We start from the raw sequence: 24,385 nt of genomic DNA on the forward strand, positions 1-24,385 counted from the left end.
CCGCTATGCGGATTTCCTTGCTTGCAGGTAGCGCCGTCACTGTCCTGATTCTGGCCGGTTGCTCGTCCTCCTCCGGTACGGGGGACGAGGAACCGGCCAGAGTTTTCGCGACACCCGACGGGGCCGGACTGTCGGAAGCGGTCACCGAGGATGCCCTCGTCGGGCACCTGCAGGAATTAGAGGACATCGCCGCCGCGCACGACGGTAACCGCGCGGCCGGGACTGCCGGATACGACGCGAGTGTCGATTACGTTGTCTCCCAACTGGAATCGGCCGGATTCGACGTCACCACTCCCGAATTCGATTTCGACACCTTCGAGGCGCAGACGCAAACCCTCTCGCTCGCGGGCACCGAGATTCCGGTGTTCGCGCTCAGCTACTCGCCCACCACGTCCGCCGAGGGGATCACCGCACGCGTCGTCGGCGCTCCCGCCGGGGCAGACGGGTGCGAGGCAACCGATTACGCCGGTCTCGACCTGACGGGAGCGGTGGCAGTCGTGCCGCGAGGGGTGTGCCCGTTCGGTGCGAAGCAGACCGTCGCCGCCGAATTGGGTGCGGCAGCAGCGATCATCGTCAACAACGAACCCGGACCACTGGATTCGGGAACGCTCGGTGATTCCGAGACCGCGAAGATTCCGACCGGCGGTGTCAGCCAGGAGGACGGGGCAGCGGTCCTCGCGGCCCCCGATGTCACGTTGACGCTCGTCACGACGACCGAGTCGACCACGAGCCGCAACATCATCGCGCAGACCACCACCGGCTCGACCGAGAACGTGGTGGTCGCGGGCGCCCACCTCGACAGCGTCCCAGAGGGCCCGGGCATCAACGACAACGGCACCGGCACCTCCGCCGTGCTCGAGACTGCTCTGCAGATGGGCAGTGCGCCCGAGGTGACCAACGCGGTCCGGTTCGCATTCTGGGGTGCCGAGGAGAACGGGCTCGTCGGTTCGACCAAGTACGTCGAGGGCCTGTCCGACGAGGACAAGCGAAACATCGCGCTGTACTTGAACTTCGACATGATCGGCTCGCACAACCCCGGCTACCTCGCCTACGACGGCGACGACTCCGACCAGGTCGGTGAGCCCGCGGGACCGGCCGGATCCGACGCCATCGAGCGCACGTTCGTCGAGCATTTGGCGGCCGACGGTATCGCCGTCGACGGTACGGATTTCGACGGTCGATCCGACTACGGGCCGTTCATCGAGGTCGGCATCCCCGCAGGCGGCGTCTTCAGCGGCGCGGACGAGAACAAGACCGCCGAGCAGGCCGCGAAGTGGGGTGGCACGGCCGATCAGACGTTCGACGAGAATTACCACACCGATCAGGACACCCTGGCGAACGTCGACCGCGCGGCGCTGGCGAAGAACGGTGCCGCCGTGGCATACGGCATCGGTGTCTACGCGCAGTCGGTGGAAGGCCCCAACGGAGTACCGGTCGGGGCTGCGCGCGAGGCCGCACGCGCCGAAGGGTAGGGGAAGTATGTGTAACCGTGAGTTACGCTCGATGCTGTGAACGCAGTCGTCTCCTCGGTGGTGGAGTGGGTCCGCACCACCAACCGAGCGCCCACCGTCGTCGGGGCGGTTCGGCGTGTGCGTCGCGCATTACCCGGTGACCCCACGTTCGGTGATCCGCTGTCGATCGACGGTCCGGGACGCGCACTGGCCGTCGCGCGCGTGGCGGATCGGTTCCTGGCAGCGAACGGACTCGACGACGAACCGGGTGCCTCCCGCGAACTCGGCCTCGGTGCCCTGCAGGTGTGGCAGGCCATCCTCGAGCGAGCCGGCCGGGGCCGCGGCGACGAGGACGTCACGATCGTCTTCACCGATCTCGTCGGATTCTCGTCGTGGTCACTGCGCGCCGGCGATACCGCCACATTGACGTTGCTCCGCAAAGTCTCCAAAGCCGTCGAACCCGAGGTCGTGTTCCGCGGCGGGCACGTCGTGAAACGGCTGGGCGACGGCATCATGGCCGTGTTCGCCGATGCGGGCAAAGCCGTGGACGCCGTGTTCGCGGCGCGCGAGGCCCTCACCAGCGTGAACGTCGACGGCTACACCCCGACGATGCGCGTCGGGATCCACACCGGAAGCCCGCGTCAGGTCGGTTCCGACTGGCTCGGTGTCGACGTCACCGTCGCAGCGCGGGTCATGCAGACCGGCGGAAACGGCAACACCATGATCTCGGCCGCCGCACTCGACGCCGTGTCACCGGAGGTGCTCGACGCGTTGCACGTGGTCGCCAAGCCTTATCGGCGCAGCTTCTTCGCTCCGAAGATCAAGGGCGCACCCGACGACCTACGCATTCTCCGACTCGTGCAGTCGCCACAGCGGTGACACCGGGCCGTGGCCCGCACCGAGGTCGTAGGACGCGGCGAGGCAACGGGTGACCCATTCCTTGCCGAACGCCACCGCGTCGGGCATCGAGTATCCGTGGGCCAGCGCCGACGCGATCGAGGCCGCGAGGGTGTCGCCGCCGCCGTGATCGTTGCCGGTGTCGATGCGTTCGCTGGTGAATTCGAGGAAGGTGTCGCCGTCGAACAGTAGATCGGTGCTGTGGGTCGAGGTGCGGAGGTGACCGCCCTTGACCAGGGCCCATTGCGCGCCCAATCCGTGCAGCGCCTCGGCGGCGCGACGCGCGCCGGCGTCATCGACGACATCGATGCCGGTGATCAACCGAACCTCGTCGAGGTTGGGAGTCACCAGCGAGGCGATGGGAAACAGCGTGTGCCGGATGGCGTCGAGCGCCTCGGCGTGCAGTAGGGGGTCACCGTGCATGGACGCGCACACCGGGTCGACGACGAGCGGAACCGGGTGGTCGCGGCCGATACCCACCTCGGTGCACACGGCCGTGACCGCCTCGATGATCGCGGTGGACGCCAGCATCCCGGTCTTCGCTGCGCCGACGCCGATGTCCGATACCACTGAGCGAACCTGAGCCGCGACGATCTCCGGCGGGATCTCGTGGAAGCCCGTGACGCCGACGGTGTTCTGGACCGTCACCGCCGCGACGGCAACACATGCGTGCACGCCCAACATGGCCATCGTGCGACTGTCCGCCTGGATTCCGGCACCGCCGCCGGAGTCGGTTCCGGCGATCGTCAGCGCGCGGACGGGAGTCTCGCCGTTGGGCGTGAGCGGTAGGAACTTCACGAGAGACGACAGTACCGGCGGGCCGCGATCGGCAGGGTCTCGGCAGGCGAGACGCGGGAGGTGAATGTTGGTGAAAACATGGTGACACTTTGAATGTTGTTGTATCACAACGGCGCACGGGGACACTTATGAGCTGTACCAGCATCCGGTTCGGGATCGATGGACAAACCTACGCATCCGAAGGTTTGTTGGTAGAAAAGGTGACAGACCCACCTCGCGCATGTTTAATAGTGGTGCACGTCACATACCGTCTCGGTTCCGAAGTTCCTCCACCACTCCACACCCAGCAAAGGAGGCGTCCATGCTTGCGAGTTCTCCCAGTGCTGATGTCTCGATCAACAAAGACCAGAATCGCTTCGAGCTTCGACTGAACGGCGACCTCGTCGGCATCGTCGGATTCTTCGAAGTCGAAGGAAACGGAGCCCGTGCGACACGCACGCATGTCGTCTCCTTCATGCACACCGTCGTCACCGAGGACTTCGGTCATCAAGGCTTGGCCGGCATTCTGGTTCGCCGCGCCCTCGACAGCGCGCGGTCCTACGGCTGGAAGGTCAAGCCGGTCTGCACCTACGTGCAGCGCTTCGCGGCAGCCAACCCCGAGTACAACGACATGCTCGTCGCTCTCTGAGTACTCGCACTGCCCGGCCGGTCACGCCACGGCTGGTTACGTAAAGGACTCGACTCGGCGTCGATCGGTGCACATTCCCCGCGACACTCGAGCAACTCTGGTCTCATAAGTGACATGAGTCACATCATTCACCGCCGCTCCGACGCGGCGATTCCGGTCGAGCGCCCCTCGGTCCGCATCGAGGACAACGCCGATCACAACAGATTCGATCTGTTCGTCGACGACGATCTCGTCGGCATCCTCGGCTATCGGTTCGGCGATGGCGACGACGCAGCCGGCGACGAATCGGTTGTCGCGCTGATGCACACGGTCGTCAAAGAGGAATACGGCGACCGCGGCTGGGCAGGGGTGCTCGTTCGCGCATCGCTGAACACCGCGCGCGACCGTGACTGGCGCATCGTGCCGATCTGCACCTACGTCCGTCGCTACCTGGCGCAGCACCCGGAGTTCTTGGACCTGGTCGTCGAATAGCAGAGACGACCGCGGCTCAGCCGATCTCCACGATCACCGGAGCATGATCGCTGGCACCCTTGCCCTTGCGCTCCTCGCGATCGATCGATGCGCCGGTCACGCGAGCCGTCAGAGCAGGTGAGGTCAACGCCATGTCGATGCGCAGACCTTGTTTCTTCGGAAATCTCAGCTGGGTGTAGTCCCAGTACGTGAACGTCCTGGGCTCGGGAGTGAACTGCCGCGTCACCTCGGTGAAACCGGCCTCGGAAAATGCCGCGAAGGCATCACGCTCCGGCTGCGAGGTGTGAGTCTTGCCCTCGAACAGGGCGGGATCCCACACGTCGTCGTCGGTGGGAGCGATGTTCCAGTCGCCGACGAGCGCGATCTGCGCCTGCGGGTCCGCCGCCACCCACGCCTGCGCGTCGGTCTTCAGTGCCGCGAGCCACTCGAGCTTGTAGGTGTAGTGCGGGTCGGCAAGCTCGCGGCCGTTCGGCACGTACAGGCTCCAGATACGCACCCCGTTGCAGGTCGCTCCGATGGCGCGGGCCTCGTCTGCGGCCTCGACCTCGGGATCCTTGCTGAACCCGGGCTGGTCCTCGAAGCCGACCTGCACGTCGTCCAAGCCGACGCGCGACGCGATCGCCACGCCGTTCCACTGACTGAGCCCGACGTGGGCAACCTCGTAGCCGATCTCGGTGAACCGCTCGTACGGAAACTGTGCGTCCTTGCACTTGGTTTCCTGCATCGCCAGCACATCGACGTCGGATCGCTGCAACCAATCGACGATTCGATCCTGCCGAGAGCGGACGGAGTTCACATTCCAGGTAGCAAAGCGCACGGGAAGGAACCCTATCGAACGCGTCCGACAGGTTCGCGGGCGATCGCGTCGTCCGGGCGCGCGTAGCGATAGCGGTGATGCTCGCCGAATCCCAGATCGCGGTAGAGCGCCTGGGCATCGGTATTGTCGACGGCCACCTGAAGGTATGCGTGCGTGGCGCCGTTCTCGCGTCCCCATCGCACCAGCTCGCCGCAGATCAGCGTGCCGAGACCGTTGCGGCGATGCTCGGGGGACACCCAGAGCGAGGTCAAGCCAACCCACGACCGACCGTCCGGGGCCGCGGTGACGGCCGCTCGGCCCACTGCGATCGATCCGACTCCTGCGTTCCCGATCGCGCCGAAACCGAGGGTTCCGTTGCGCACCGCCGAGACCACCTCGGCAGCACCCGTCGTCGCCTCTCGGCCTTGGTAGCGCAGAGAACTCAACCAGTCGGCGGTCGGTTCGGGAGTGACGGTGACAGGCGAGTCGCCCTCGCGTAGAGCCAGATTCGAGATATCCGCCGCCATGACGACGGTCTCGTTGAACGTCGACCAACCGGCCGGTGCGGTCGCGAGACGGTCGGGGAGGGCGAGGATCGGCGTCAGTCCTCGTGCGTCGTATCGGGCGGAGATCGCGGCCACCGTCTCGGAATCTGCTGCTGCGCCGGGCTCGAGAGGCACCGCCGAATTGGCGCGCCCGGTGAAGCCGTGCCCGAAACGCAACTGCCAGCCGGTGATCCACTCCTGTTCGACACCCGGCCACCCGTCGGCCGCGGCCGCCTCGAGAGCCCGAATCTCCGAGGTGCGAACAGGTTTGGGGCCCAACGGCTTCAAGGCCACTATGCGATCGGCGGCCACCTGCACCAGAGCGCCGTCCTTGGCGCGGACCGACACCGCGACCGCGTCGGCCGACACCAATTCCCCGATGACGTCCGTCATCGGATGGGTGTGGCCGGGTGGCAGTCGGTACCGCAGCATCACCCGCGTCCCCGGCGGAACGGTCACGGCAGCGATCAGTCCTCGTCCTCGTCGTCGTGGCCGAAGGGGTCGTCGACGGTGCCCGGCACCCAGCTGAGGCCGGGGACGCCCCACCCGGAGCGCTTGATCGCCTTCTTCGCCGCTCGCGCGTGGCGACCGATGAGCACATCGGTGTAGAGGAAGCCGTCGAGGTGACCCACCTCGTGCTGCAACATCCGGGCGAAGAACCCGCGGCCCTCGATGTCCACCGGATCGCCGTTGGCGTCGGTACCGGTCACTCGCGCCCAGTCGGCCCGACCGGTGGGGTACTGCTCACCGGGGACCGAGAGGCACCCCTCGTCGTCATCGTCGGGGTCGGGCATCGTCTCGGGAATTTCGGACGTCTCGAGCACCGGGTTGACGACCTCTCCGCGGCGGCGGAAAACCTTGCCGTCCGCGCCCTGGTCGGGGCAGTCGTAGATGAACAGACGCTTACCGACGCCCACCTGGTTCGCCGCCAGTCCGACGCCGTTGGCAGCCGCCAACGTCTCGTACATGTCGGCGATCAGCTCGGCGAGCTCGGCCGGCGACTCGGTGACGGGATCGGTCGCAGTGTGGAGCACCGGATCGCCGACGATCCGGATGGGAAGAATTGCCATGGTCGACAAGGATAGTGGGTGACGCCCGGCCCACCCACCGGCCCGTCGGGAGCGGAGCCGGTGGACGAGTGTCGCACCGACGGTTCGGTCGTCGACGAACACGCCACGCGCGAGTACCTCGCGGGAGCCGGGTCCGGGCGGTCGAACGTGGTTGAATGATCCCCGAAGTACAACTGTGTAATTCGCTCGAAGTTCGGTCGGTACTCGTACGGGTGCCGGCAGCACTGGGGGAAGCAGATTTCCTCGGGGTCGGTTGTCGCACGGGCCCAGGGGAGTCGAGAAGTCGAGGAGTGGGATGGACGGCGCAGCAGCGCGTGACTCGAACCAGTCTCAGCAACCGGGATCGGACGGCTCTCACGATCCGAACGAAGTCGGTGCGGACGGCTTGAGCCGACGAGAGCACGACATCCTGTCCTTCGAGCGCCAGTGGTGGAAGTACGCCGGGGCCAAGGAAGAGGCGATCAAGGAACTCTTCTCCATGTCGGCAACCCGCTACTACCAGATCCTCAACGCGTTGGTGGATCGTCCCGAAGCCCTTGCCGCAGACCCGATGCTGGTCAAGCGACTGCGCCGTTTGCGTGCGAGCAGGCAGAAGGCCCGCGCCGCACGTCGGCTCGGTTTCGACGTCTGATCCCCCGCGCCGGGTTTCGACTCTGCCGAGAGATGTTGCTCCCTGGGGAAGGTGCAAGCTCCGTTGAAAAGGTCTCGATCGACGGTCGGCTAGGGTCGAGTACGTGAGCAGCCCCAACCCGGAACAGACCGGGCCACCCCTCCGTGCCCTGGCCATGGTGCTGATCTCGCTCGCGATCCTGTTCGCAGCGGTCGGTGCACTGTCTCTGACCGGCTCCGATTCCGAGGATGCCGCCGCAGAGGCGCCCGCTGCCGCGACGACGACGGCTGCCGCTCCGGTGGCGCAAGCTCCCGGTACCCAAGCTCCCGCCGCGCAGGCTCCTGCCGCGTCGTCGACCACGTCCTCCGCAGCAACCACCTCTCGCGCCGCCGCCGATGTCGAGGTGCGCGTGCTCAACAACTCCAACGTCTCCGGGCTCGCCGCCGGCACTGCGAGCACACTCACCGCCGAGGGCTGGACGGTCGCCGAGACCGGCAACTTCAGCGAAGCCCAGTTCGCCCAGACCGCGGTGTACTACGGCACCGACACCGGTGAGCAGCAGGCAGCGCAGACGATCGCCACCCAACTCGGCATTCCGGCCGAGCCCAAACCAAGTTCACTCGAATCCACCGCGGGTGTCGTCGTCATCGTGACGCAGTAACTCGCCGGCATGACAACCTGTCCGGTTCGGCCGAATCGGTCGGCACGTTATGATTTTGCAAGCCCTTCACCCTGCCCGAAAGAGGAGCACTCTTCGATGGACCTGTTCAAGCGACGCACTGCTGCGACCCGCTCTTTGCGTTACGTGGCCCCGGTCCTCGCGATCGCCGCTCTCGGGCTCTCCGCCTGCAGCAACGGCGAGGTCGCGTCCGACACACCCGGCACGGTGCCGCCGGTGTGGACCGGTGAAGCAGACCCGTCCGCGGCCGCAGTCGCCGGTGACGGTCGGGCAGAGAGTGGCTCGGAAGGCAGCTCCGAGAACATGATCGAGGGCGTGCTCCGCAACGCGTCCGGTGCCGAGGTGGGCACCGTGTCGTTCGCGTCGGAGGGCGAGAAGCTCACCGTCACGGCCGAGGTCGAGAACATGACGCCGGGCTTCCACGGCTTCCACGTCCACACCGTCGGGGCCTGCGAGCCCAACTCGGTGGCACCTACCGGCGGTGAGCCGGGCAACTTCCTCTCTGCGGGTGGTCACCTGCAGGTCGACGGACGCACCGAACACCCCTCCAGCGGCGACCTGTCGTCGATCCAGGTGGGCGAGGACGGCACGGGCCGCCTGGTCACCACCACCGATGCGATCACGCTGGACGACCTGCGCGCCGGTGGTGCCGGAACGTCGGTCATCGTGCACGAGGGCGCAGACAACTTCGCCAACATCCCGCCGCGGTACACGTTGCCCGACGGTGCTGCGGTACCCGACATGGCGACCCTGATGACCGGTGATGCCGGTGCTCGGGCGGCGTGCGCGGTACTGAAGTAGTTTGAACGCTCCCCGGATCGACTTCGCGAGTTCTCCGCGACCCACGCTCGGCGTGGAGTGGGAAATTGCGCTGGTCGACAAGAGCACGCGGGATCTCGTCAACTCCGCCGAGGCAGTCATGGACGGCGTTCGTGACCTCGCCGGAGACACGCCTCGGGTGACGAAGGAACTGCTGCGCAACACCGTCGAACTCGTCACCGGAGTGTGCGAGAACGTCGGGGAGGCCATGGAGGACCTCGGCGGCTCGTTGGACCTGGTGCGCCGAGCCGCGGATCCTCTGGGGATCGATCTGTTCTCGGCCGGGACGCACCCGTTCGCGGAATGGTCGACGCAGCAGCTGACCAGCTCCCCGAGCTACGACGAGCTCATCGCGCGTACCCAGTGGTGGGGCCGACAGATGCTCATCTGGGGCGTGCACGTCCACGTCGGGGTGTCCTCTCCCGACAAGGTCTTTCCCATCCTCAACTCGTTGCTGCTGCAATACCCGCATCTGTTGGCACTGTCGGCGTCGTCGCCGATCTGGGCGGGCAACGACACCGGATACGCCAGCAACCGAGCACTGATGTTTCAACAGTTGCCGACGGCCGGTCTGCCGTTTCAGTTCGACGACTGGTCGCAGTTCGAGGGATTCGTTCGTGATCAGCTCAAGACCGGCGTCATCGAGCAGCTCGGGGGCATGCACTGGGACATCCGCCCGGCTCCGAAGTGGGGAACCATCGAGGTTCGGGTGTGCGACGGCGCATCGACCAAGCGTGAACTCGCGGCCCTCGTCGCGTTGACGCACTGCCTGATCGTGCATCTCGACGAACGACTCGAAGCAGGCGAGACCCTGCCGACGATCCCGCCGTGGCACGTCCAGGAGAACAAGTGGCGAGCTGCCCGGTACGGCCTCGACGCCGAGATCATTCTCGACGCCGACAGCAACGAGCGGCTGGTCACCGATGATCTGCACGACTTACTGGAGAAGTTGACTCCGACGGCGGTCCGGTTGAATTGCGTCGACGAGCTTGCCGCGGTGGCCGACATTCCCCGCCTCGGTGCCTCGTATCAACGCCAGCGTGCAGTGGCCGCGAAATCCGGCGGCGATCTACGTGCCGTCGTGGAGTCGTTGGTCACCGATCTCCAATCGTGACCCTCTGTATTTAATTTTGTGTTCACTCAGCGTTTACGATCAACGGCGTGCTGCAGGGGGACGTCGAGAGCGTCGAGGTCGATGCGACACGTGAGGACTCTGTTCGTCCTCTGATCGTCGGTGCGGTCCTTGTCGCAGCGTTTCTGCTGACGCTGCAGGTCGTCGCGTGGAAATGGAACTTCCCCGGCCCGTTGCCGAGCATGTGGAACGACATGTTCGGAACACCGAAGTCGATGTCGCTGCCGTGGGCGGCGCTCGTCCTGGCCACGGTAGGTCTGAACAGCTCGTCCCGCCTGCGCGTACTGGCCGTCGCTGCCGCGCTCGATGCCGTCGTACTGGGCGGCCGGTATCTGTTGGATGTGCCACCGACCGTCGGGAACGGGCCGTCGCTGGTGCTGGTCGCGCTCGCGTTCCATGTCGTCCGGCGGCATGACGCTCGGGCGATGCGCGGCGTCGCCCTCGGCGCACTGTTGCTGCTCGCGACCAAGGCCGGCGATGCCTGGTTGCACATCACGACCTTGGTCCGGCCCTACGTTCTCGACGAATACGCATACGCCGCCGATCATGCGCTGGGAAATCCGTCCTGGGTGCTCGGCAGCATTCTGGACCGACTCGGCCCGGTCGCCGAGGGAACGCTGCACTGGATCTACATTCAGCTCCCCGTCGCGGCGATCATCGTTGCGCTGTACCAACTGCGTGGGGTCGCCGCGGGCTCAGCGTGGCCGAGACACTTCCTGTTCCGCACGTTCCTGCTCATCGGACTCGTCGGACCGGTGTTCTACCTGCTGTTCCCGGTGGTGGGCCCGATGTTCGCGTTCGAGTCGTGGCCGACGCAGTCGGTTTCGCTCTCGGGCAGCCTCGGCGAGATCCCGTTCGACTCGCAGACGCCGCGCAACTGCATGCCGAGCCTGCACACCGCGTGGGCTCTGAGCATCTTCATCCATTCCCGACGCGGCCCCTGGTGGCTGCGCACCGGCGGCACACTGTGGCTGTTGGGAACACTGGCTGCGACGCTCGGATTCGGTTACCACTACGGCGTCGACCTGGTGGCGGGCGCGGTCCTGTGCCTCACCATCGAATCTTTGCTGCGCGACCCGGAACGGGGATGGGACCGCGACCGGATCACGCTGGTGACCTACGGTTGCGTCGCGATGGCCGCCCTACTGCTGAGCTACCGCTACCTCGCCGAGGAATTCGCCGCGAACCCACTGGTGTTCGGTCCGCTCGTGCTCGGAATCCTGATCGGTATGGCGTTCGGATTCCATACCGCGTTCTTCGCCGATCGCTCGCGCTTCACTGATCGGGTTCGTTCGGTTCCATCTCGTTGACGATGAGCAGGCCGTCGCGCCCGCGCTGTTCCCGGTAGGCGACGCGTCCCACGGTGTGCGCAATCACCGGAGCAGTGACGAGAGTGAAGATGCCGACCAGCACCAGCATCCAGATGTCGACATTGCCGCGCAGGCTGATGATCGCGCCGACCAACACCATGATCAACCCGACCACCTGCGGCTTGGTGGCCGCGTGCATGCGCGAGAGCGTGTCGGGGAAACGCACGATGCCCACGGCGGCCGTGAAGGCCAGCAGAGCCCCCAACAGGATGAAGGTCGAGGCAATGACCTGGGCAATCGTGCTCATTCGTCCCTCACCCGGAATCGTGCGATGCTGACCGACCCGACGAAGCTGACCAGCGACAGCGCGACGATGGCTGGCACCAGCGTGGTGTCGCGGCTGTAGACGGCCCACACACCGAGCCCACACATCGACACGGCAAGGATCGTGTCCATCGCGACCAACCGATCCAAGGTGCTCGGGCCGTCGAGCAGTCGGAATGCGGTGAGGATCGCGGCGGCGAGCAGTAGCGCGCCCGCGATCGTCAGTACGACGGTCACGACCAGTCCCCCTTCCTCTTGTCGTCGGTCATCTTGTCGTCGCGCGGGGTATCGAGATCGCCCGATTCGGGATCGTCACCGAGCACCCCGTGGTACCGCTCGTACTCCTGGTAGTGCAGGGGGCTGGGCTTCCAGTCGGAATCACGCTCGAAGCCGGCGATGAACAGCTTCTCCAGATGCCGGACGTAGGCGTAGAAGCCGTCGACTGCCTTCTGGGTACCCATGTCCAGCACGTGCACGTACAACAGGCGTCGGGTTCGATCGATCTCGAGCACCATCGTGCCGGGCACCAGGTTCATCGCATCGACGAACAGCGTGAGCACCAGATCGGACTTGATCGCGATGCGGCAGCGCAGCACTCCGGTGACCGGCGGGGCCTTGGGCCTGATCGCCAACCAGGCGACACTGACGCTGGATTCGATTGCGTAGTAAAGGAATACGACGGCGAGCTTGACGAGCGAGAACACGTGGATGCGGCCCTCGACCGGAACCCGCGGCAACGGCAGCAGCACCATGATCAGCAGTCCCACCGCGATACCGCCGAGAATGTTCGCGGCAGAAACGTTGCCCCACAACAGAACCCAGATAGCCGTCAACCAGGCGAGGGTCCACAGACGCAGCAGAATCGAGCGGTCCATCTTCATCTTCATCGGGTGCCCTCCTCGTCTGCACGAGCCTGCTCGTAGGCCTGATCGCCGACGAATTCCGCACCGCGCACCGCGTCGATGTACACCGAGCGATCGCGGAGGTCCGCTGCGGCGCGGTCGCTGATGTCTATGATGCGGCCGGCGAACACCGTCATCGCCAAGCCGACGACGACGAGGCCGATCGTCGGGATCAACATGAACGCCGGCATCTTGCCGACGTCCTCGCGGTCACCGAACTGAATGTCCGACGAGTCGTCGAGTAGAGCGGACGGACTGTTGTCCGCCAGATCGCCCTCGGGGGCGTCGGCGCGAGCCCGCCAGAACGCCTTGGTCCACACGCGCGCCACCACGTACAGCGTCAGCAGGCTGGTGACGGTGCCGCCGGCGACGAGCAGCCAGGCCAACACGCTGCCCTGTTCGCTGCCGGCCTGCAGCAGTGCAACCTTGCCGATGAAGCCCGAGAACGGTGGAATGCCACCGAGATTGAGGGCCGGCACCAGGAAGACGATTGCCAGCACGGGGCTGGCCGCGGCCAAACCGCCGAGCCGGCGCAGCGACGACGAACCGGCCTGACGCTCGATCAGACCGACGACGAGGAACAGCGTCGTCTGCACCAGAATGTGGTGCGCGACGTAGTAGATGGAGCCGGACAATCCCGATTGAGTCGACAGTGCGACACCGAAGATCATGTAGCCGATGTGGCTGACGAGGGTGAACGAGAGCAGTCGTTTGATGTCGCTCTGCGCGATGGAACCGAGGATGCCGACGAGCATCGTCAGCAGACCGCAGACCATCAGCACGTTGTCGAGTGAGCCGTCCGGGAACAGCAGGGTATGTGCGCGAATGATCGCGTACACACCGACTTTGGTGAGCAAACCGGCGAACACCGCGGTGACCGGGGCCGGTGCGGTGGGGTAGGAGTCGGGAAGCCACGTCGACAGCGGGAACACCGCGGCCTTGATGCCGAACGCAACCAGCAGCACGGCGAAGATCGCGGTTCTCGTGCCCGACGGAATGTCGTCCATCCGCACCGCGATATGGGCCAGGTTCAGCGTTCCGGTGGCGCCATAGACCAGCGCGATACCGATCAGGAAGATCAGCGACGACACCATCGACACCATCACGTACGACACGCCTGCACGCACGCGGTCGGCACTGGCTCCCAGAGTGAGGAGCACGAACGAGGCCGCCAGCAGGACCTCGAAGCCGACGAACAGATTGAACAGGTCGCCGGCCAGGAACGCGTTGCACACACCTGCGGTCAACGCGAGATACGTCGGCAGGAAGATCGAGACCGGCTGATTCTCACTGCCGTCGCGGATACCCTGACCGATCGAGTACACCATGACCGCGAGTAACACGACCGAGGAGACGACGAGCATCATCGCCGAAAGTCGGTCCACCACAAGCGAAATGCCGAGCGGTGAATCCCAACCGCCGACCTGAAGCGCGCTGGTGCCGTCGCGATCGGCGAGGTAGAGCATCATCGACGAGATCGCGACCACGGCGGTCAGCGCGACGATGGTGATGAATCGTTGAGCCCGCGGTTTGCGGCCCAGCACCAGTGTCAGAGCTGCAGCGAGCATCGGAATGAGCACGGGCAGGGGCGTCAGGGCATCGATCACGCCCGGGGAGATCGTCACTTGTCGTCTCCCTTCGTGTCGTCGGAGCTGGAGTCGTCGGTGCTGGAGTCGTCGGTGCTGGGGTGCTCCGGTCGGCTGTCGTCTTTCTCGGCCGTGTCGAGTCCGTCGAGACCGCGGAGCTGGGGGTTGTCGTCGTCGTTGTCGAAGTCGCCGTCGTGCAGATCCTCGTAGCACTCCAGGTCTTCGAGGTTCCTGATCTGCTCGAGCGGGATCGGATTGCCCTTCGAGTCGAAAGCGTCGCCGCCGAAGCTCGGCTCACCGGTGACCGGGTCGTCGGAACGGTCGCGGTCCGGTGCTTCGGCCATCGAACGGCGCTGGGAGACCTTGGTGTCCTCGGGGTCGTTCTCGAGGTCGTCCTTGGTGTTGAGCGTGAACGATCGATACGCCAGCGCGAGCACGAAGGCGGCGATACCCATGGTGATGACGATCGCCGTCAGGATCATGGCCTGAGCCAGCGGATCGGCCATGTTCTGGTGCAGCGAGTTGTCTCGACCGACGATAGGCGGGGTACCTGCCGGGCCGCCGACGGTGAGCAACAGCAGATTGACGCCGTTGCCGAACAGCAACAGGCCGAGCAGCATCTTGGTGATGCTTCGTTCGAGAAGCAGGTAGACACCGGCGGCGACGAGGACGCCGACGATGACGAGCATGCCGAGATCAGCGGTCATGGGGCGCTCACTCGGCCTTGGCTCTGCATTTCCACCTGTGCGTCGAGACGTGCGCCGAGACTGCGGAGCACGTCGAGTACCAACCCGACCACGATGAGATACACACCGAGGTCGAAGAACAATGCGGTGACGAGCTTGATGTCACCGAGAATCGGCAGCGTCACTTCGAGCGTCGCCGAGGACAGCGCCGGTGCGCCGAGGAACATCGACGCCACCGCCGTGCCGGCCGCGAAGATCAACCCGAGACCGAGGATCTTTCCGGCGTCGATCGGCACCGCCTCGCCGAGCTCGTAGCGGCCACCCGCGAGATACCGCAGTACCAACGCCAAGCCGGCCGTCAGACCACCGGCGAAACCGCCGCCGGGGGCGTTGTGGCCGGAGAAGAAGAAGTAGATCGAGAGCACCATGATCGTCGGGAAGATCAACCGCGTGGTGACCTCGAGAATCAACGAACGGTGTCGTGGATCGATCAGATCGCCGCCGAGGAGCCACGTCGTCTCCGCCGTGTCGTTCGCATCCGAGCTCGATGCGGGGGCGTCGGACACCCGCGGAGCGCTGCCGAACCGCCGGTTGCGGAAGACCAGGCTGGCCACGCCCGTTGCGGCCACGAGCAGGACACAGATTTCGCCGAGGGTGTCCCAGGCACGGATGTCGACGAGGATCACGTTGACGATGTTCTTCCCGTCGCCCAGCTCGTAGGCGGCCTCGGGGAACTGCAGGGATACCGGAGCTGCGCTGCGCGCGTTCATCGCGAATGCGCCGAGCACACTGACGGTGGCACCGACGGCGACGGCGAGCGCGGCACGCGGTCCGCGAGATCCGGCCGAGCCCCGGTCGTCGACCTCGGCCGGTAGTTTGCGCAGCACCAGCACGAAGACCACCAGGGTCAGGGTTTCGACGAGGAACTGAGTCAGGGCGAGGTCGGGAGCACCGTGGATGGCGAAGATGACGCCACAGCCGTAGCCGGTGAGTCCGACGAGGATGACGCTGGCCAGGCGGTTGCGCATGACGGTTGCGCCGAGGCCGCCGGCGATCATGATCACTCCGATGACCAGCTGCAGCGGGGTGTTCCACAGGGTGTAGTCCAGACCCGGTTCCTGCCCGACGATCAACACGATGATCGGCAGGAGAACCAGGGTCAGCAAGATGGTGCCCTGGGTGAGGGGAAGTGAACCGCGCTGGGTGGTGCCGGTGAGCCGGATGGACAGGGTGTCCATGAACTTGAGGACGTTGTCGTAGATGCGGTCGGCGTTACCGAGCGGTGGGTGCTCGAACTTGAGTCGGTTGACCACGCGATGTGCGCCGAACAGTCCGACGCCGCCGGTGACGACGACGACGGTCAACGCCAGCGGCAGGTTGAACCCGTGCCAGAGCGCCAGGTGGTACGGCTCCTGCCCGTACGACGGCAGGGTGCGTGCGTAGGGGCTGACGATGCGGTCGACGACCGATGAGGCGAAGCCGGCGACCACACCGAGGACGGCCAGAAATGCCGGCGCGGCCAGGAACAGTGCGGACGGTGCGTGCATGTTCTTCACCGATGGGCTCGGTCGTTTGAGCTGCTTGCGGCCGAACGCGCCCCACACGAATCGGATGCTGTAGGTGACCGTGAGGATCGACCCGATGACCAACCCGGCGACGACGACGGCGGCGACCGTGGGATTCAGCGTCGGAGTGCTGATCACCGCGGACAGGGCTGTTTCCTTGCCGACGAAACCGATCATCGGCGGTAAGCCAGCCATGCTGGCGGCGGCGAGCGCTGCGACGGCGGCGAGCCACGGTGCCTTCTTGCCCAGGTGAGCGAGCCTGCGGATGTCGCGCGTACCAGTGGTGTGATCGACGATGCCCACGACCATGAACAGCGTTGCCTTGAACATCGCGTGCGCGATCACCATCGTCAGGCCCGCCAGCATGGCTTTTTCGGAGCCGATGCCGACCAACACCATCAGGAAGCCGAGCTGGCTGACGGTGCCGAACGCCAGGATGAGCTTGAGGTCGAAGGCTCGGAGTGCTCGCCACCCGGCCAGGATCATCGACAGCAGTCCCAAGCTGATGATGGTCGCGCGCCACGGGCCCGAGTCTGCGAAACCCGGTGCGAGGCGAGCCACCAGGTAGATGCCGGCCTTCACCATGGCCGCCGCGTGTAGATAGCCACTGACCGGTGTGGGGGCGGCCATCGCACCCGGGAGCCAGAAGTGCATCGGCACGATCGCCGATTTGCTCAGTGCGCCGATCAGAATGAGCACGATCGCCACGCCGGGGAGCCAGCCGCCGGGGGCGTTCGTGACGACCTCGGACAGGTTGTACGTCCCGGCGGCCTGGCCGAGGACGATGATGCCGACCAGCATCGCCAATCCGCCTGCGGTGGTGACGAGCAGAGCCTGGGTGGCCGCGCGCCTGCTCGACGCCCGTTCGGCGTAGTGACCGACGAGCAGGAACGACAGGACGGTAGTGATTTCCCAGAAGATGTAGAGCACCAGCATGTTGTCGCTGGTGATCAGGCCGAACATGGCCCCGGAGAATGCGACCATCTCGGCGGCGAACAGGCCGAGCCGTGGCTCGTCGTCCTCGAAGTAGCGGGCGCAGTACAGCAGAATCAACGCGCCTATGCCCAGCACCAGCAACGACATGATGGCGGCGAGTGAGTCGAAGCGCATATCGATGTTCATGGACAGGCCGGGAACCCACTCGATGCTGAGCTTCTGCTCTGTGTTCCAGTTGCTGAACACCCAGATCAGACTCAGCAGGGGAACGAGTGCGAGCGGGAAGAACGCACTGCGACCCCACCACCGGACGAGAAGCGGCGCAAGCAGCGCGGCTGCGGTGTGCGCAAGAAGAATAGAGAGCAAAAATCACTCCGTCGTCTCGGTCGCCTCGGCTTTCGGGCCGGGGCGGTGGTCGTAGGGCGGCGATGAGTAGGGTCGTGAAATTGTGTGTGAAATCGACCTGGGTCTCCGAAGACTCGGTCTTTGAGAAATAGCGGACCGACCACCGAACGGTGGCGGGCACGTTTGTCGGTTTCCATCCTACTTTGCGTGGTCGACGGCGTGCCATGCGGTACAAACCGGACGTTTCCGATAGAGAGAGTCGATCGTCGATGAGTAATTCGAGACCCATTCGCACCGCCGGTCTTGCCTACGTTCGCCACCGCCGCATGCTTCAGACGCGGTCGACGGGCAAATCTGCCTTCTACATGGCCGGCGGCAAGATCGATCCCGGCGAGTCGCCCGAGCAGGCGCTGCACCGCGAGATCAGGGAAGAACTCGACGCCGCGGTCATCGACGTTCGGCTGCTCGGAGTATTCGAGTGCCAGGCCTGGGGCCATCCGATGGGCACCCCGCTCGAGATCACGTGTTTTCTCGCCGATCTTGCCGACGAGCCGACGCCGACCAGCGAGATCGCCGAGATTCGGTACTTCACTCGCGACGAGTACGCCGCCATGCCCGATGTCGCCCCGGGGTCGTTGATGGTGTTCGACCGAATGAAGGCCCTCGATTTGATCGACTGAAGCGCGTATGTTGGACGTGGGAGAACGTACGTTCTCCACAACCGCCGCGAAGGAGTCTCCATGACCGACCTGTCCCAGAAGGCCACCACCCTGCTCGAGCTGCACCAGCCGGGCAACCCGGTCGTCCTGCCGACCGTATGGGACGCCTGGTCCGCCAACCTCGCCGTGTCCGCCGGCTTCACTGCACTGACCGTCGGCAGCCACCCCGTCTCCGACTCGATCGGCAAGCCGGACAACGAGGGCATCACCTTCGACGAACTGCTCACCCGCATCTCCCAGATCTCCGCCGCCGTGGACGCACCGCTCTCGGTCGACATCGAGTCCGGCTACGGAGAAGACCCCAAGCGCCTGATCGACGGACTGATCTCCGCCGGAGCCGTCGGCCTCAACATCGAGGACACCGTCCACAGCGAGGGCGGCCGACTTCGTGAAGCACAGGAACACGCCGACTTCGTCGGAGCCCTCCGCGCGGCATCCGACGCCACCGACGTCCACGTCGTCATCAACGCTCGCACCGACCTGTTCGTCAAGCAGATCGGTGACGAGAACGATCGCGTCGACCGCGCCATCGCACGCCTGAAACTGGCCGCCGCTGCCGGTGCCGACTCGCTCTACCCCGTCGGCTTCCACAACGACGACGACTACAAGCGTCTCGCCGAAGAACTCCCGCTGCCCATCAACGCCATCGCCAACCCCGCCGAGGGCGACCTCTCGCACTTCGCTTCCCTCGGCGTCGGTCGCATCAGCTTCGGCCCGATCTTCCAGATGGTGCTCGCCAAGCGCGCCGAAGAAGTTCTGGCCCGCTGGAAGTGAGAGCGGCTGCGCCGCATGTGAGTGAAACTTCGTAGCCTGCTACGAGTTTCCGCTCACGACCCGTAGGCCCGCAGATGCGCCACCTGCTCGGGATCGAGTGACGGTTTGACCGTCGCCCGAGCGGTGGCGACATCGTCGGCGGTGACGTCCGCTGCGTCCATCGACCGACGCATCGCCGTCAGTGCGGCCTCGCGCAGCAGGGCCGCGCAGTCCGCGGCGGAGTAGCCGTCGAGATCGCGTGCGAGGGCTTCGAGATCGACATCCTCGGCGAGCGGGATCGACTTGCCCGACGCCTTCAGGATGTCCACTCGCGCATCGGCATCCGGCGGCGGGACGAAGACCAGGCGCTCGAGCCTGCCGGGCCGCAGTAGAGCCGGGTCGATCAGATCGGGCCGGTTCGTTGCGCCGAGAACGACGACGTCGCGCAGTGGTTCGACGCCGTCGAGCTCGGTCAGCAGTGCCGCGACCACTCGGTCGCCGACACCGGAATCCGAACTCTGCCCGCGACGCGGTACGAGGGCGTCTACTTCGTCGAGAAAGATGAGCGAGGGGGCGGAGTCGCGGGCGCGCTGAAACAGTTCGCGCACAGCCTTTTCCGAGGACCCGACCCACTTGTCCATCAGTTCCGCGCCCTTGACCGAATGGACGCTGAGCTGGCCCGAACTGGCCAGGGCGCGCACCAGAAACGTCTTGCCGCATCCGGGTGGGCCGTACAGCAGAACCCCTCGCGGTGGCTCGATGCCCAAGCGCGCGAACGAATCCGGATGACGCAGCGGCCACAGGACGGCCTCGGTCAGGGCCTGCTTGGTCTCGACCATGTCTCCCACGTCCTCGAGGGAGAGGCTGCCGATCGCCAATTCCTCGGCACCCGAGCGCGACAACGGCCGAATCACCTGCAGCGCGCCGATCAGGTCGTCGTGCATCAGTGAGGCGGCGGTGGCATCGTTGGATGCCCGCGCAGCCGCTCGTAGCGCCGCTTCGCGCACCAGGGCAGCGAGATCGGCGACAACGAAACCCGGTGTCCGTGAGGCTATTTCGACGAGGTCGACATCGCCCTGAGGGACCTTCTTCAGTAGATGCTCCAGTAACGCTCTGCGACCGGCGGCATCGGGGAGAGTGAGGGTCAGTTCGCGATCGCACAGATCCTGCCCACGCACTCTGGCGTCGGTGGCCTCGGGATGTGCCGTCGTGACGATCAGAGCGAAGCCCGGAGTGTCCACGGCACGGCGCAGCACATCGAGGACGAACGTCGACGCAGGCTCCGGATCGGACGGCAGCAACGCGTCGACATCGGTGATCAGCAGCACCCCCGAGCCGGTCAGTTCGTCGACCGCAGCAGTGACGCGTTCGACGCGAGCCGACGCCTCCAATGCGCCGATCGACGGCCCGTCCAGCACGACGCTTCGCCGTTCGCCGATGACGGCGCGTGCCAACGTCGTCTTGCCCACTCCGCCGGGGCCGGTGATCAGCACACCCAGATGCGGAGATGCGCCGAGGGTGGCGAGCAGTTCCGACTCGTCGAGCGCCAGTCGTAGCCACTCGGTGAGTTTGGCCTGTGCAGTGCTCACGCCCACCAGGTCGGCTGCGCTGACGCGTGGCGGGGCCGCGGCTCCGGGCGTCGGAACCGATGTGGCCGAGGCCGATTCGGGTGATCCCGGAGCGACCGTGCCGCGTCCCCAGCTCACCGCAGAATTGGGTTGCACGCTCACGGGACCGCCGGAGGGTTCGACGGCCGAGACCGTCAACAGTTCGGTCGTCCACGCCACCCCGAACGTTCGCGACAGTGCCTGCGTGGCCGTCGACGTCGATGTGCCGGGCCCCAGATCGCGGGGGAGGAGCGACACGGTGTCGCCCACGGTGAGGACCTTGCCGAGTAGCGCTTGGCGCAGGGTGGCGTCGGAGATGGAACCGGTGGCCAGGGCCGATCCGGTGACCTTGACGGTTCTCGCCCCGTAGACCGTCACGGGAGCGACTGCCACAGAGGCATTTTCGCGTAGTCCGGCGTTGGAGAGCGTGACGTCGTCGAGCAGCGCGGTACCCTGCGGGATTCCGCTGGGAGCCTCGGCAACCACCGCAGCCGTACGCCGAGAACCGATGAGCGAGACGGCATCCCATTCCCGCAGACCGAGCGCCGCCAAGACCTCGGGATGGAGCCGGACGACGCCTCGTCTGGCGTCGGCAGCGGAGGTGTTCAATCGGGTGGTGAGAACGAGCTCGGGGGTTCGGGATTCGGTCACACGTCCAACCTAATGGGGTCGTCAGCTGCGCGGTCGGCGAAGTCCCAGACGCGCCTGCGACCGGCGCGCGTTGCCGGGTGACCGTCGAATGGCGCGGCGTTCCGCGCGACGCTCGGCCGGCTTCGCATCCCACGTGTACGGGCGTGCAGCCGTCCAGCGCTGCGAGCGCACCGCGAACGGAATGTGCACGAGGTAGGCGAACACCAATCCCATCAGCAGGACCAGCGGGAAGGTGATGAGCGCGGCAGCGAGCAGCGCGACCAACACCAGCAAACCGGCGGCCAAGCGCGGTGGCACCGAGACCGTCTTGAGCGCGAGAGTGGGGATGGTGCTGACGATCAGACCTGCGGTGAGGATCGACCAGCCGGCGACGACGTAGAACGAGGCCCACCAGCCGTCGCCGAATTCCTCGAACGCAGCGATCGGGGCGAGCGCGATGAGTGCACCTGCGGGTGCGGGGACCCCGGTGAAGAACTCGCGGGCGTACGCCGGGGTGTCGTCCTCGTCGAGCAGGGTGTTGAACCGGGCGAGTCGGAGCACGATGCTCACGGCGTACACCAGTGCGACGATCCAACCGCCACTACTGCCCTCGAGCAGAGTCACGTAGAGCACCAGGGCGGGCGCGACGCCGAACGAGATTGCATCGGACAGAGAATCCAGTTCGGCACCGATCTTGCTGGTGGCGTCGAGCAGACGAGCGATGCGGCCGTCCAGTGCGTCGAGGATCGCAGCGGCACCGATCATCGCGAGTGCGGTTCCGAGTTGACCGTCGAGAGCGAACTTGACCGCCGACAACCCGGAGCACAACGCGAGAATGGTGACGACCGACGGAAGCAGACGGATAGCAGCAGGCGGCTTGGCGCGTCTGGTGATCATGTCGTTTCTACTGGGGGAGCTCGGCGAGTACCGTCTCGGCACCGACCGCTCGTTGGCCGCGTTCGACGAGGAGCGTCGTCCCGGCCGGGAAGTAGGTGTCGACGCGGGAGCCGAATCGGATCAGGCCGTACGTGTCGCCGATGGAGAGCACGTCTCCGACCTTCGCGTTGTTGACGATGCGTCGAGCGATGAGACCGGCGATCTGCACCACGCCCACGTGGTGACCGGAATCGGTCTCGATGTGCATGCTGTTGCGCTCGTTGACCTCACTGGCCTCGGCCAGGTCTGCGGACTTGAACTGACCGCGGCGATGTACGACCTCGACCACGCGTCCGCCGACGGGAACACGCTGCACGTGCACGTCCAGAACGGACAGGAAGATGCTCACTCGCGGCACGGGCTGTGCACCGAGATCGAGCTCGGCGGGCGGGACGGCGGTGTCGACGAGGGTGACCAAACCGTCGGCGGGAGCGACGACGACGCCGGGGCGGTTCGGCGGCACCCGCGACGGGTGGCGGAAGAAGGTGGCGCAGGCTCCTGCGGCGACGAGCCCGGCATTGCGGACCCACTTCGACCGACGGCCGAGCACTGCGACGGCCAGGGGACCACCGACGAAGGGCAGTCCGGCGGGGTGTAGCGGTGGAACCGTTTCGCGAACCAGGTCGACGATGTGAGCCACTCCCGTGCGGGGTGGTTGATCAATCGGGGCGGGACGGCGTGCCACGGTCTCCTCTTACTGTCGGGCGAGCTCGGATGCGGGCAGGGATTGGACGCCGGGAACTGATCGGACGGCGAACGAAACGACTGCCGGGGCCCTCACAGAGTACGTGAGCGGCCCCGGCAGTCGGGAAGTGCGAGTGAAATCAGACGCGGCTGCGACCGGTCACGAGCTTGACCAGGAACAGCAGGATGCATGCACCGAGGATGCAGGTGATGAAGCTGAAGATCAGGCCGCCACCTTCGACGTCGACGCCGAAGACCTTGAGCAGGTAACCGCCGATGAGGCCGCCGATGATGCCGACGACGATGTTCAGGATGATGCCCATCTGAGCATCGGTCTTCATGATCTTGCTGCCGATCCAGCCGGCGAGACCGCCGATGATGATCCAGCCGATGATTCCGAGACCCAACATGTGTTGCCCCCACTTTCCGTGTGTATCGATTGCTTGTCGAAACCATGGATGCCCAGGGGTAACAAACCTGAAACCTTCCTGAGAAAAGTTATTTTCGGCTCGACTTTTCGCTTTCGGTCTTGATGCGTCGGAGCGTGCTGTTCATGCCTTCGACCAGCTCGACATCGAACTCGTCGATCCCGCCGAGGATCCGCTTGACCAGCAACGACGACACGACCGAGGTGCCGCTGGGGGCTTCCCGCTTCTCGACGACGGTGGTTCCGGTTGCCGTCGGAGTGAGCGTGTACGACCAGATCGTCTTGTTCTCGACGATGCGGAACGCCAGTGCCTTGTTCGGCTCGAAGGTGACGACCTTGGCGCTGGTCGGCCAGACGAGCAGGCCCTTGCGGTTGATGTTGAGCGTTCGGGTGCCCTTGCCGACGGGTCCGCCGAAGACCTTCATCTTCTTGCACTGCGGACTCCACTCGCCCATGCGCTGTAGGTCCGAGACGACCGACCACACGGCCTGCGGACTGGCATCGATGTCGATCGTGGCTTCGAGGGTCTTGCTCAACGTGGGCCTCCGGGTTGTAGGAATAGCTGCAACTGATCGTCACACCAATCGTGTGCATCCTATGTGGCCGTGACCACACTCGGCCACCATGTGAGTGAAACCTCGTAGCCCACTACGAACTTCCACTCACATGCGAGCGAAGCGAGCTCCACTCCTGCTCACCTGCGAGCGAAGCGAGCTTCCCACTCAGTGATACTGGAGTCGTTCGTCGAGGTGGAAGGTATGACTCGTTTCCGCTCTGACGCCGATGGCTGTCTTTCATGTGATGTGTCGGCCTTCGCCTCGACGGACATCGTTCACACGCGACCGGTGGGCGGAGTGACTTGATAGGAGCCTGACCAAAGAGTCCCGTCACTGTGTTGTCCGCCGTCCCGGCCGGTGCGTGGTCACCTGTCGAAGGGATAACCAGTGTCCAGCATGACCGAAAACCCACCCGATGTCAGCCTCACCGTCATTGCAGGCATCGATACTCACAAAGACACCCACCACGCGGCGATCATCGACCACCTCGGCCGCAAAATCTGCGACCGAGAGTTCCCGGCA

At 65.5% G+C, this 24,385-nt stretch carries 26 protein-coding genes; 11 read left to right on the forward strand and 15 right to left on the reverse strand.

Annotated features, from left to right (window positions below; all coding sequences use genetic code 11):
* Positions 1-5: 5 nt before the first annotated feature.
* Positions 6-1,472 (forward strand): M28 family peptidase, encoded by a 1,467-nt coding sequence (locus AB0O58_RS20640; RefSeq protein WP_027498482.1) that lies wholly within the window; start codon positions 6-8, stop codon positions 1,470-1,472.
* Between the two features lie 36 nt (positions 1,473-1,508).
* Positions 1,509-2,330: an adenylate/guanylate cyclase domain-containing protein gene (locus AB0O58_RS20645; RefSeq protein ID WP_283542183.1), complete on the forward strand. Its 822-nt coding sequence runs from the start codon at positions 1,509-1,511 to the stop codon at positions 2,328-2,330.
* Here the strand turns inward: AB0O58_RS20645 and thiD are convergent.
* Entirely contained in the window at positions 2,292-3,146 is an 855-nt protein-coding gene (gene thiD, locus AB0O58_RS20650) for a bifunctional hydroxymethylpyrimidine kinase/phosphomethylpyrimidine kinase (protein ID WP_032374726.1), read from the reverse strand. The two genes, AB0O58_RS20645 and thiD, sit on opposite strands and share 39 nt — an antisense overlap.
* 301 nt (positions 3,147-3,447) lie before the next feature.
* On the opposite strand from thiD, the gene AB0O58_RS20655 reads away from it, so the two are divergent.
* Complete coding sequence (locus AB0O58_RS20655) at positions 3,448-3,774, forward strand: GNAT family N-acetyltransferase (RefSeq protein ID WP_027498479.1); 327 nt, start codon at positions 3,448-3,450, stop codon at positions 3,772-3,774.
* 114 nt (positions 3,775-3,888) lie between these two features.
* A complete protein-coding gene (locus tag AB0O58_RS20660; RefSeq protein ID WP_045840626.1) occupies positions 3,889-4,245 on the forward strand; it encodes a GNAT family N-acetyltransferase in 357 nt (118 codons plus the stop codon).
* Between the two features lie 16 nt (positions 4,246-4,261).
* On the opposite strand, the gene AB0O58_RS20665 is transcribed toward AB0O58_RS20660, so the two are convergent.
* The 3 genes from AB0O58_RS20665 to AB0O58_RS20675 are packed head-to-tail and all read right to left on the reverse strand — an operon-like array spanning position 4,262 to position 6,656.
* Positions 4,262-5,062: an exodeoxyribonuclease III gene (locus tag AB0O58_RS20665; protein WP_052068771.1), complete on the reverse strand. Its 801-nt coding sequence runs from the start codon at positions 5,060-5,062 to the stop codon at positions 4,262-4,264.
* A gap of 11 nt (positions 5,063-5,073) precedes the next feature.
* On the reverse strand, positions 5,074-6,018 hold the full coding sequence (locus tag AB0O58_RS20670) for a GNAT family N-acetyltransferase (protein WP_366238716.1): 945 nt from the start codon (positions 6,016-6,018) through the stop codon (positions 5,074-5,076).
* Positions 6,019-6,053: 35 nt separating this feature from the next.
* The gene (locus AB0O58_RS20675; RefSeq protein WP_027498476.1) at positions 6,054-6,656 is read right to left on the reverse strand and encodes a peptide deformylase; all 603 of its coding nucleotides are present in this window, start codon (positions 6,654-6,656) and stop codon (positions 6,054-6,056) included.
* A gap of 295 nt (positions 6,657-6,951) precedes the next feature.
* Here AB0O58_RS20675 and AB0O58_RS20680 point away from each other — a divergent pair, with 295 nt between their 5' ends.
* The 5 genes from AB0O58_RS20680 (at position 6,952) to AB0O58_RS20700 (ending at position 11,206) form a co-directional block, all read left to right on the forward strand.
* Positions 6,952-7,287: a DUF3263 domain-containing protein gene (locus AB0O58_RS20680; protein WP_032365130.1), complete on the forward strand. Its 336-nt coding sequence runs from the start codon at positions 6,952-6,954 to the stop codon at positions 7,285-7,287.
* A 103-nt stretch (positions 7,288-7,390) separates the two neighbouring features.
* Positions 7,391-7,927, forward strand: a complete 537-nt coding sequence (locus tag AB0O58_RS20685) for a LytR C-terminal domain-containing protein (protein ID WP_230591907.1) — start codon at positions 7,391-7,393, stop codon at positions 7,925-7,927.
* 96 nt (positions 7,928-8,023) lie between these two features.
* Positions 8,024-8,746, forward strand: coding sequence for a superoxide dismutase family protein (locus AB0O58_RS20690; protein ID WP_032365131.1), 723 nt, complete (start codon positions 8,024-8,026; stop codon positions 8,744-8,746).
* Between the two features lies 1 nt (position 8,747).
* On the forward strand, positions 8,748-9,878 hold the full coding sequence (locus AB0O58_RS20695; RefSeq protein ID WP_027498472.1) for a glutamate--cysteine ligase: 1,131 nt from the start codon (positions 8,748-8,750) through the stop codon (positions 9,876-9,878).
* A gap of 110 nt (positions 9,879-9,988) precedes the next feature.
* On the forward strand, positions 9,989-11,206 hold the full coding sequence (locus AB0O58_RS20700; protein WP_230593548.1) for a phosphatase PAP2 family protein: 1,218 nt from the start codon (positions 9,989-9,991) through the stop codon (positions 11,204-11,206).
* Here the strand turns inward: AB0O58_RS20700 and mnhG are convergent.
* Genes mnhG through AB0O58_RS20730 form a run of 6 tightly spaced genes read right to left on the reverse strand, consistent with a single transcriptional unit; the run spans position 11,172 to position 17,571 of the window.
* Positions 11,172-11,513 carry a monovalent cation/H(+) antiporter subunit G gene (gene mnhG / locus AB0O58_RS20705; RefSeq protein WP_032374729.1) on the reverse strand — a complete coding sequence of 114 codons (342 nt, stop codon included), beginning with the start codon at positions 11,511-11,513 and terminating at the stop codon, positions 11,172-11,174. The genes AB0O58_RS20700 and mnhG overlap by 35 nt on opposite strands.
* Positions 11,510-11,767 (reverse strand): monovalent cation/H+ antiporter complex subunit F, encoded by a 258-nt coding sequence (locus AB0O58_RS20710; RefSeq protein ID WP_032391279.1) that lies wholly within the window; start codon positions 11,765-11,767, stop codon positions 11,510-11,512. The genes mnhG and AB0O58_RS20710 overlap by 4 nt, the downstream gene beginning before the upstream one ends.
* Positions 11,764-12,411 (reverse strand): Na+/H+ antiporter subunit E, encoded by a 648-nt coding sequence (locus tag AB0O58_RS20715; protein ID WP_366238717.1) that lies wholly within the window; start codon positions 12,409-12,411, stop codon positions 11,764-11,766. Before AB0O58_RS20715 ends, AB0O58_RS20710 begins: the two co-directional genes overlap by 4 nt.
* A 2-nt stretch (positions 12,412-12,413) precedes the next feature.
* On the reverse strand, positions 12,414-14,057 hold the full coding sequence (locus AB0O58_RS20720; protein ID WP_057475044.1) for a Na+/H+ antiporter subunit D: 1,644 nt from the start codon (positions 14,055-14,057) through the stop codon (positions 12,414-12,416).
* Positions 14,054-14,725, reverse strand: coding sequence for a Na(+)/H(+) antiporter subunit C (locus AB0O58_RS20725; protein WP_366238712.1), 672 nt, complete (start codon positions 14,723-14,725; stop codon positions 14,054-14,056). Before AB0O58_RS20725 ends, AB0O58_RS20720 begins: the two co-directional genes overlap by 4 nt.
* Positions 14,722-17,571 carry a Na+/H+ antiporter subunit A gene (locus AB0O58_RS20730; RefSeq protein WP_366238713.1) on the reverse strand — a complete coding sequence of 950 codons (2,850 nt, stop codon included), beginning with the start codon at positions 17,569-17,571 and terminating at the stop codon, positions 14,722-14,724. Before AB0O58_RS20730 ends, AB0O58_RS20725 begins: the two co-directional genes overlap by 4 nt.
* Before the next feature lie 248 nt (positions 17,572-17,819).
* Here AB0O58_RS20730 and AB0O58_RS20735 point away from each other — a divergent pair, with 248 nt between their 5' ends.
* A complete protein-coding gene (locus tag AB0O58_RS20735; protein ID WP_052061644.1) occupies positions 17,820-18,230 on the forward strand; it encodes an NUDIX domain-containing protein in 411 nt (136 codons plus the stop codon).
* A gap of 60 nt (positions 18,231-18,290) precedes the next feature.
* Positions 18,291-19,043: an isocitrate lyase/phosphoenolpyruvate mutase family protein gene (locus tag AB0O58_RS20740; RefSeq protein WP_032365137.1), complete on the forward strand. Its 753-nt coding sequence runs from the start codon at positions 18,291-18,293 to the stop codon at positions 19,041-19,043.
* 53 nt (positions 19,044-19,096) lie between these two features.
* Here AB0O58_RS20740 and AB0O58_RS20745 read toward each other — a convergent pair whose 3' ends face one another.
* The 5 genes from AB0O58_RS20745 to AB0O58_RS20765 form a co-directional block, all read right to left on the reverse strand.
* Positions 19,097-21,280 (reverse strand): AAA family ATPase, encoded by a 2,184-nt coding sequence (locus AB0O58_RS20745; RefSeq protein WP_287454159.1) that lies wholly within the window; start codon positions 21,278-21,280, stop codon positions 19,097-19,099.
* Between the two features lie 21 nt (positions 21,281-21,301).
* Positions 21,302-22,156 carry a phosphatidylcholine/phosphatidylserine synthase gene (locus AB0O58_RS20750; protein ID WP_027498461.1) on the reverse strand — a complete coding sequence of 285 codons (855 nt, stop codon included), beginning with the start codon at positions 22,154-22,156 and terminating at the stop codon, positions 21,302-21,304.
* Positions 22,157-22,163: 7 nt separating this feature from the next.
* A complete protein-coding gene (locus tag AB0O58_RS20755) occupies positions 22,164-22,880 on the reverse strand; it encodes a phosphatidylserine decarboxylase (protein ID WP_027498460.1) in 717 nt (238 codons plus the stop codon).
* Between the two features lie 139 nt (positions 22,881-23,019).
* Positions 23,020-23,289: a GlsB/YeaQ/YmgE family stress response membrane protein gene (locus AB0O58_RS20760; RefSeq protein ID WP_027498459.1), complete on the reverse strand. Its 270-nt coding sequence runs from the start codon at positions 23,287-23,289 to the stop codon at positions 23,020-23,022.
* Positions 23,290-23,377: 88 nt separating this feature from the next.
* The gene (locus AB0O58_RS20765) at positions 23,378-23,842 is read right to left on the reverse strand and encodes an SRPBCC family protein (protein ID WP_366238714.1); all 465 of its coding nucleotides are present in this window, start codon (positions 23,840-23,842) and stop codon (positions 23,378-23,380) included.
* Positions 23,843-24,385: the final 543 nt, after the last annotated feature.

Origin of the sequence: Rhodococcus sp. NPDC080181 (genome assembly GCF_040702225.1) — a bacterium.
In the GTDB taxonomy this organism is placed as follows: Bacteria; Actinomycetota; Actinomycetes; order Mycobacteriales; family Mycobacteriaceae; genus Rhodococcoides; species Rhodococcoides fascians.

Coding starts and splice junctions, on each gene's coding strand:
- AB0O58_RS20640 (WP_027498482.1), top strand. CDS start 6: ATGCGGATTTCCTTGCTTGCAGGTAGCGCCGTCACTGTCCTGATTCTG.
- AB0O58_RS20655 (WP_027498479.1), top strand. CDS start 3,448: ATGCTTGCGAGTTCTCCCAGTGCTGATGTCTCGATCAACAAAGACCAG.
- AB0O58_RS20660 (WP_045840626.1), top strand. CDS start 3,889: ATGAGTCACATCATTCACCGCCGCTCCGACGCGGCGATTCCGGTCGAG.
- AB0O58_RS20670 (WP_366238716.1), bottom strand. CDS start 6,018: ATGCTGCGGTACCGACTGCCACCCGGCCACACCCATCCGATGACGGAC.
- AB0O58_RS20675 (WP_027498476.1), bottom strand. CDS start 6,656: ATGGCAATTCTTCCCATCCGGATCGTCGGCGATCCGGTGCTCCACACT.
- AB0O58_RS20680 (WP_032365130.1), top strand. CDS start 6,952: ATGGACGGCGCAGCAGCGCGTGACTCGAACCAGTCTCAGCAACCGGGA.
- AB0O58_RS20690 (WP_032365131.1), top strand. CDS start 8,024: ATGGACCTGTTCAAGCGACGCACTGCTGCGACCCGCTCTTTGCGTTAC.
- mnhG (WP_032374729.1), bottom strand. CDS start 11,513: ATGAGCACGATTGCCCAGGTCATTGCCTCGACCTTCATCCTGTTGGGG.
- AB0O58_RS20715 (WP_366238717.1), bottom strand. CDS start 12,411: ATGAAGATGGACCGCTCGATTCTGCTGCGTCTGTGGACCCTCGCCTGG.
- AB0O58_RS20725 (WP_366238712.1), bottom strand. CDS start 14,725: ATGACCGCTGATCTCGGCATGCTCGTCATCGTCGGCGTCCTCGTCGCC.
- AB0O58_RS20735 (WP_052061644.1), top strand. CDS start 17,820: ATGAGTAATTCGAGACCCATTCGCACCGCCGGTCTTGCCTACGTTCGC.
- AB0O58_RS20740 (WP_032365137.1), top strand. CDS start 18,291: ATGACCGACCTGTCCCAGAAGGCCACCACCCTGCTCGAGCTGCACCAG.
- AB0O58_RS20750 (WP_027498461.1), bottom strand. CDS start 22,156: ATGATCACCAGACGCGCCAAGCCGCCTGCTGCTATCCGTCTGCTTCCG.
- AB0O58_RS20760 (WP_027498459.1), bottom strand. CDS start 23,289: ATGTTGGGTCTCGGAATCATCGGCTGGATCATCATCGGCGGTCTCGCC.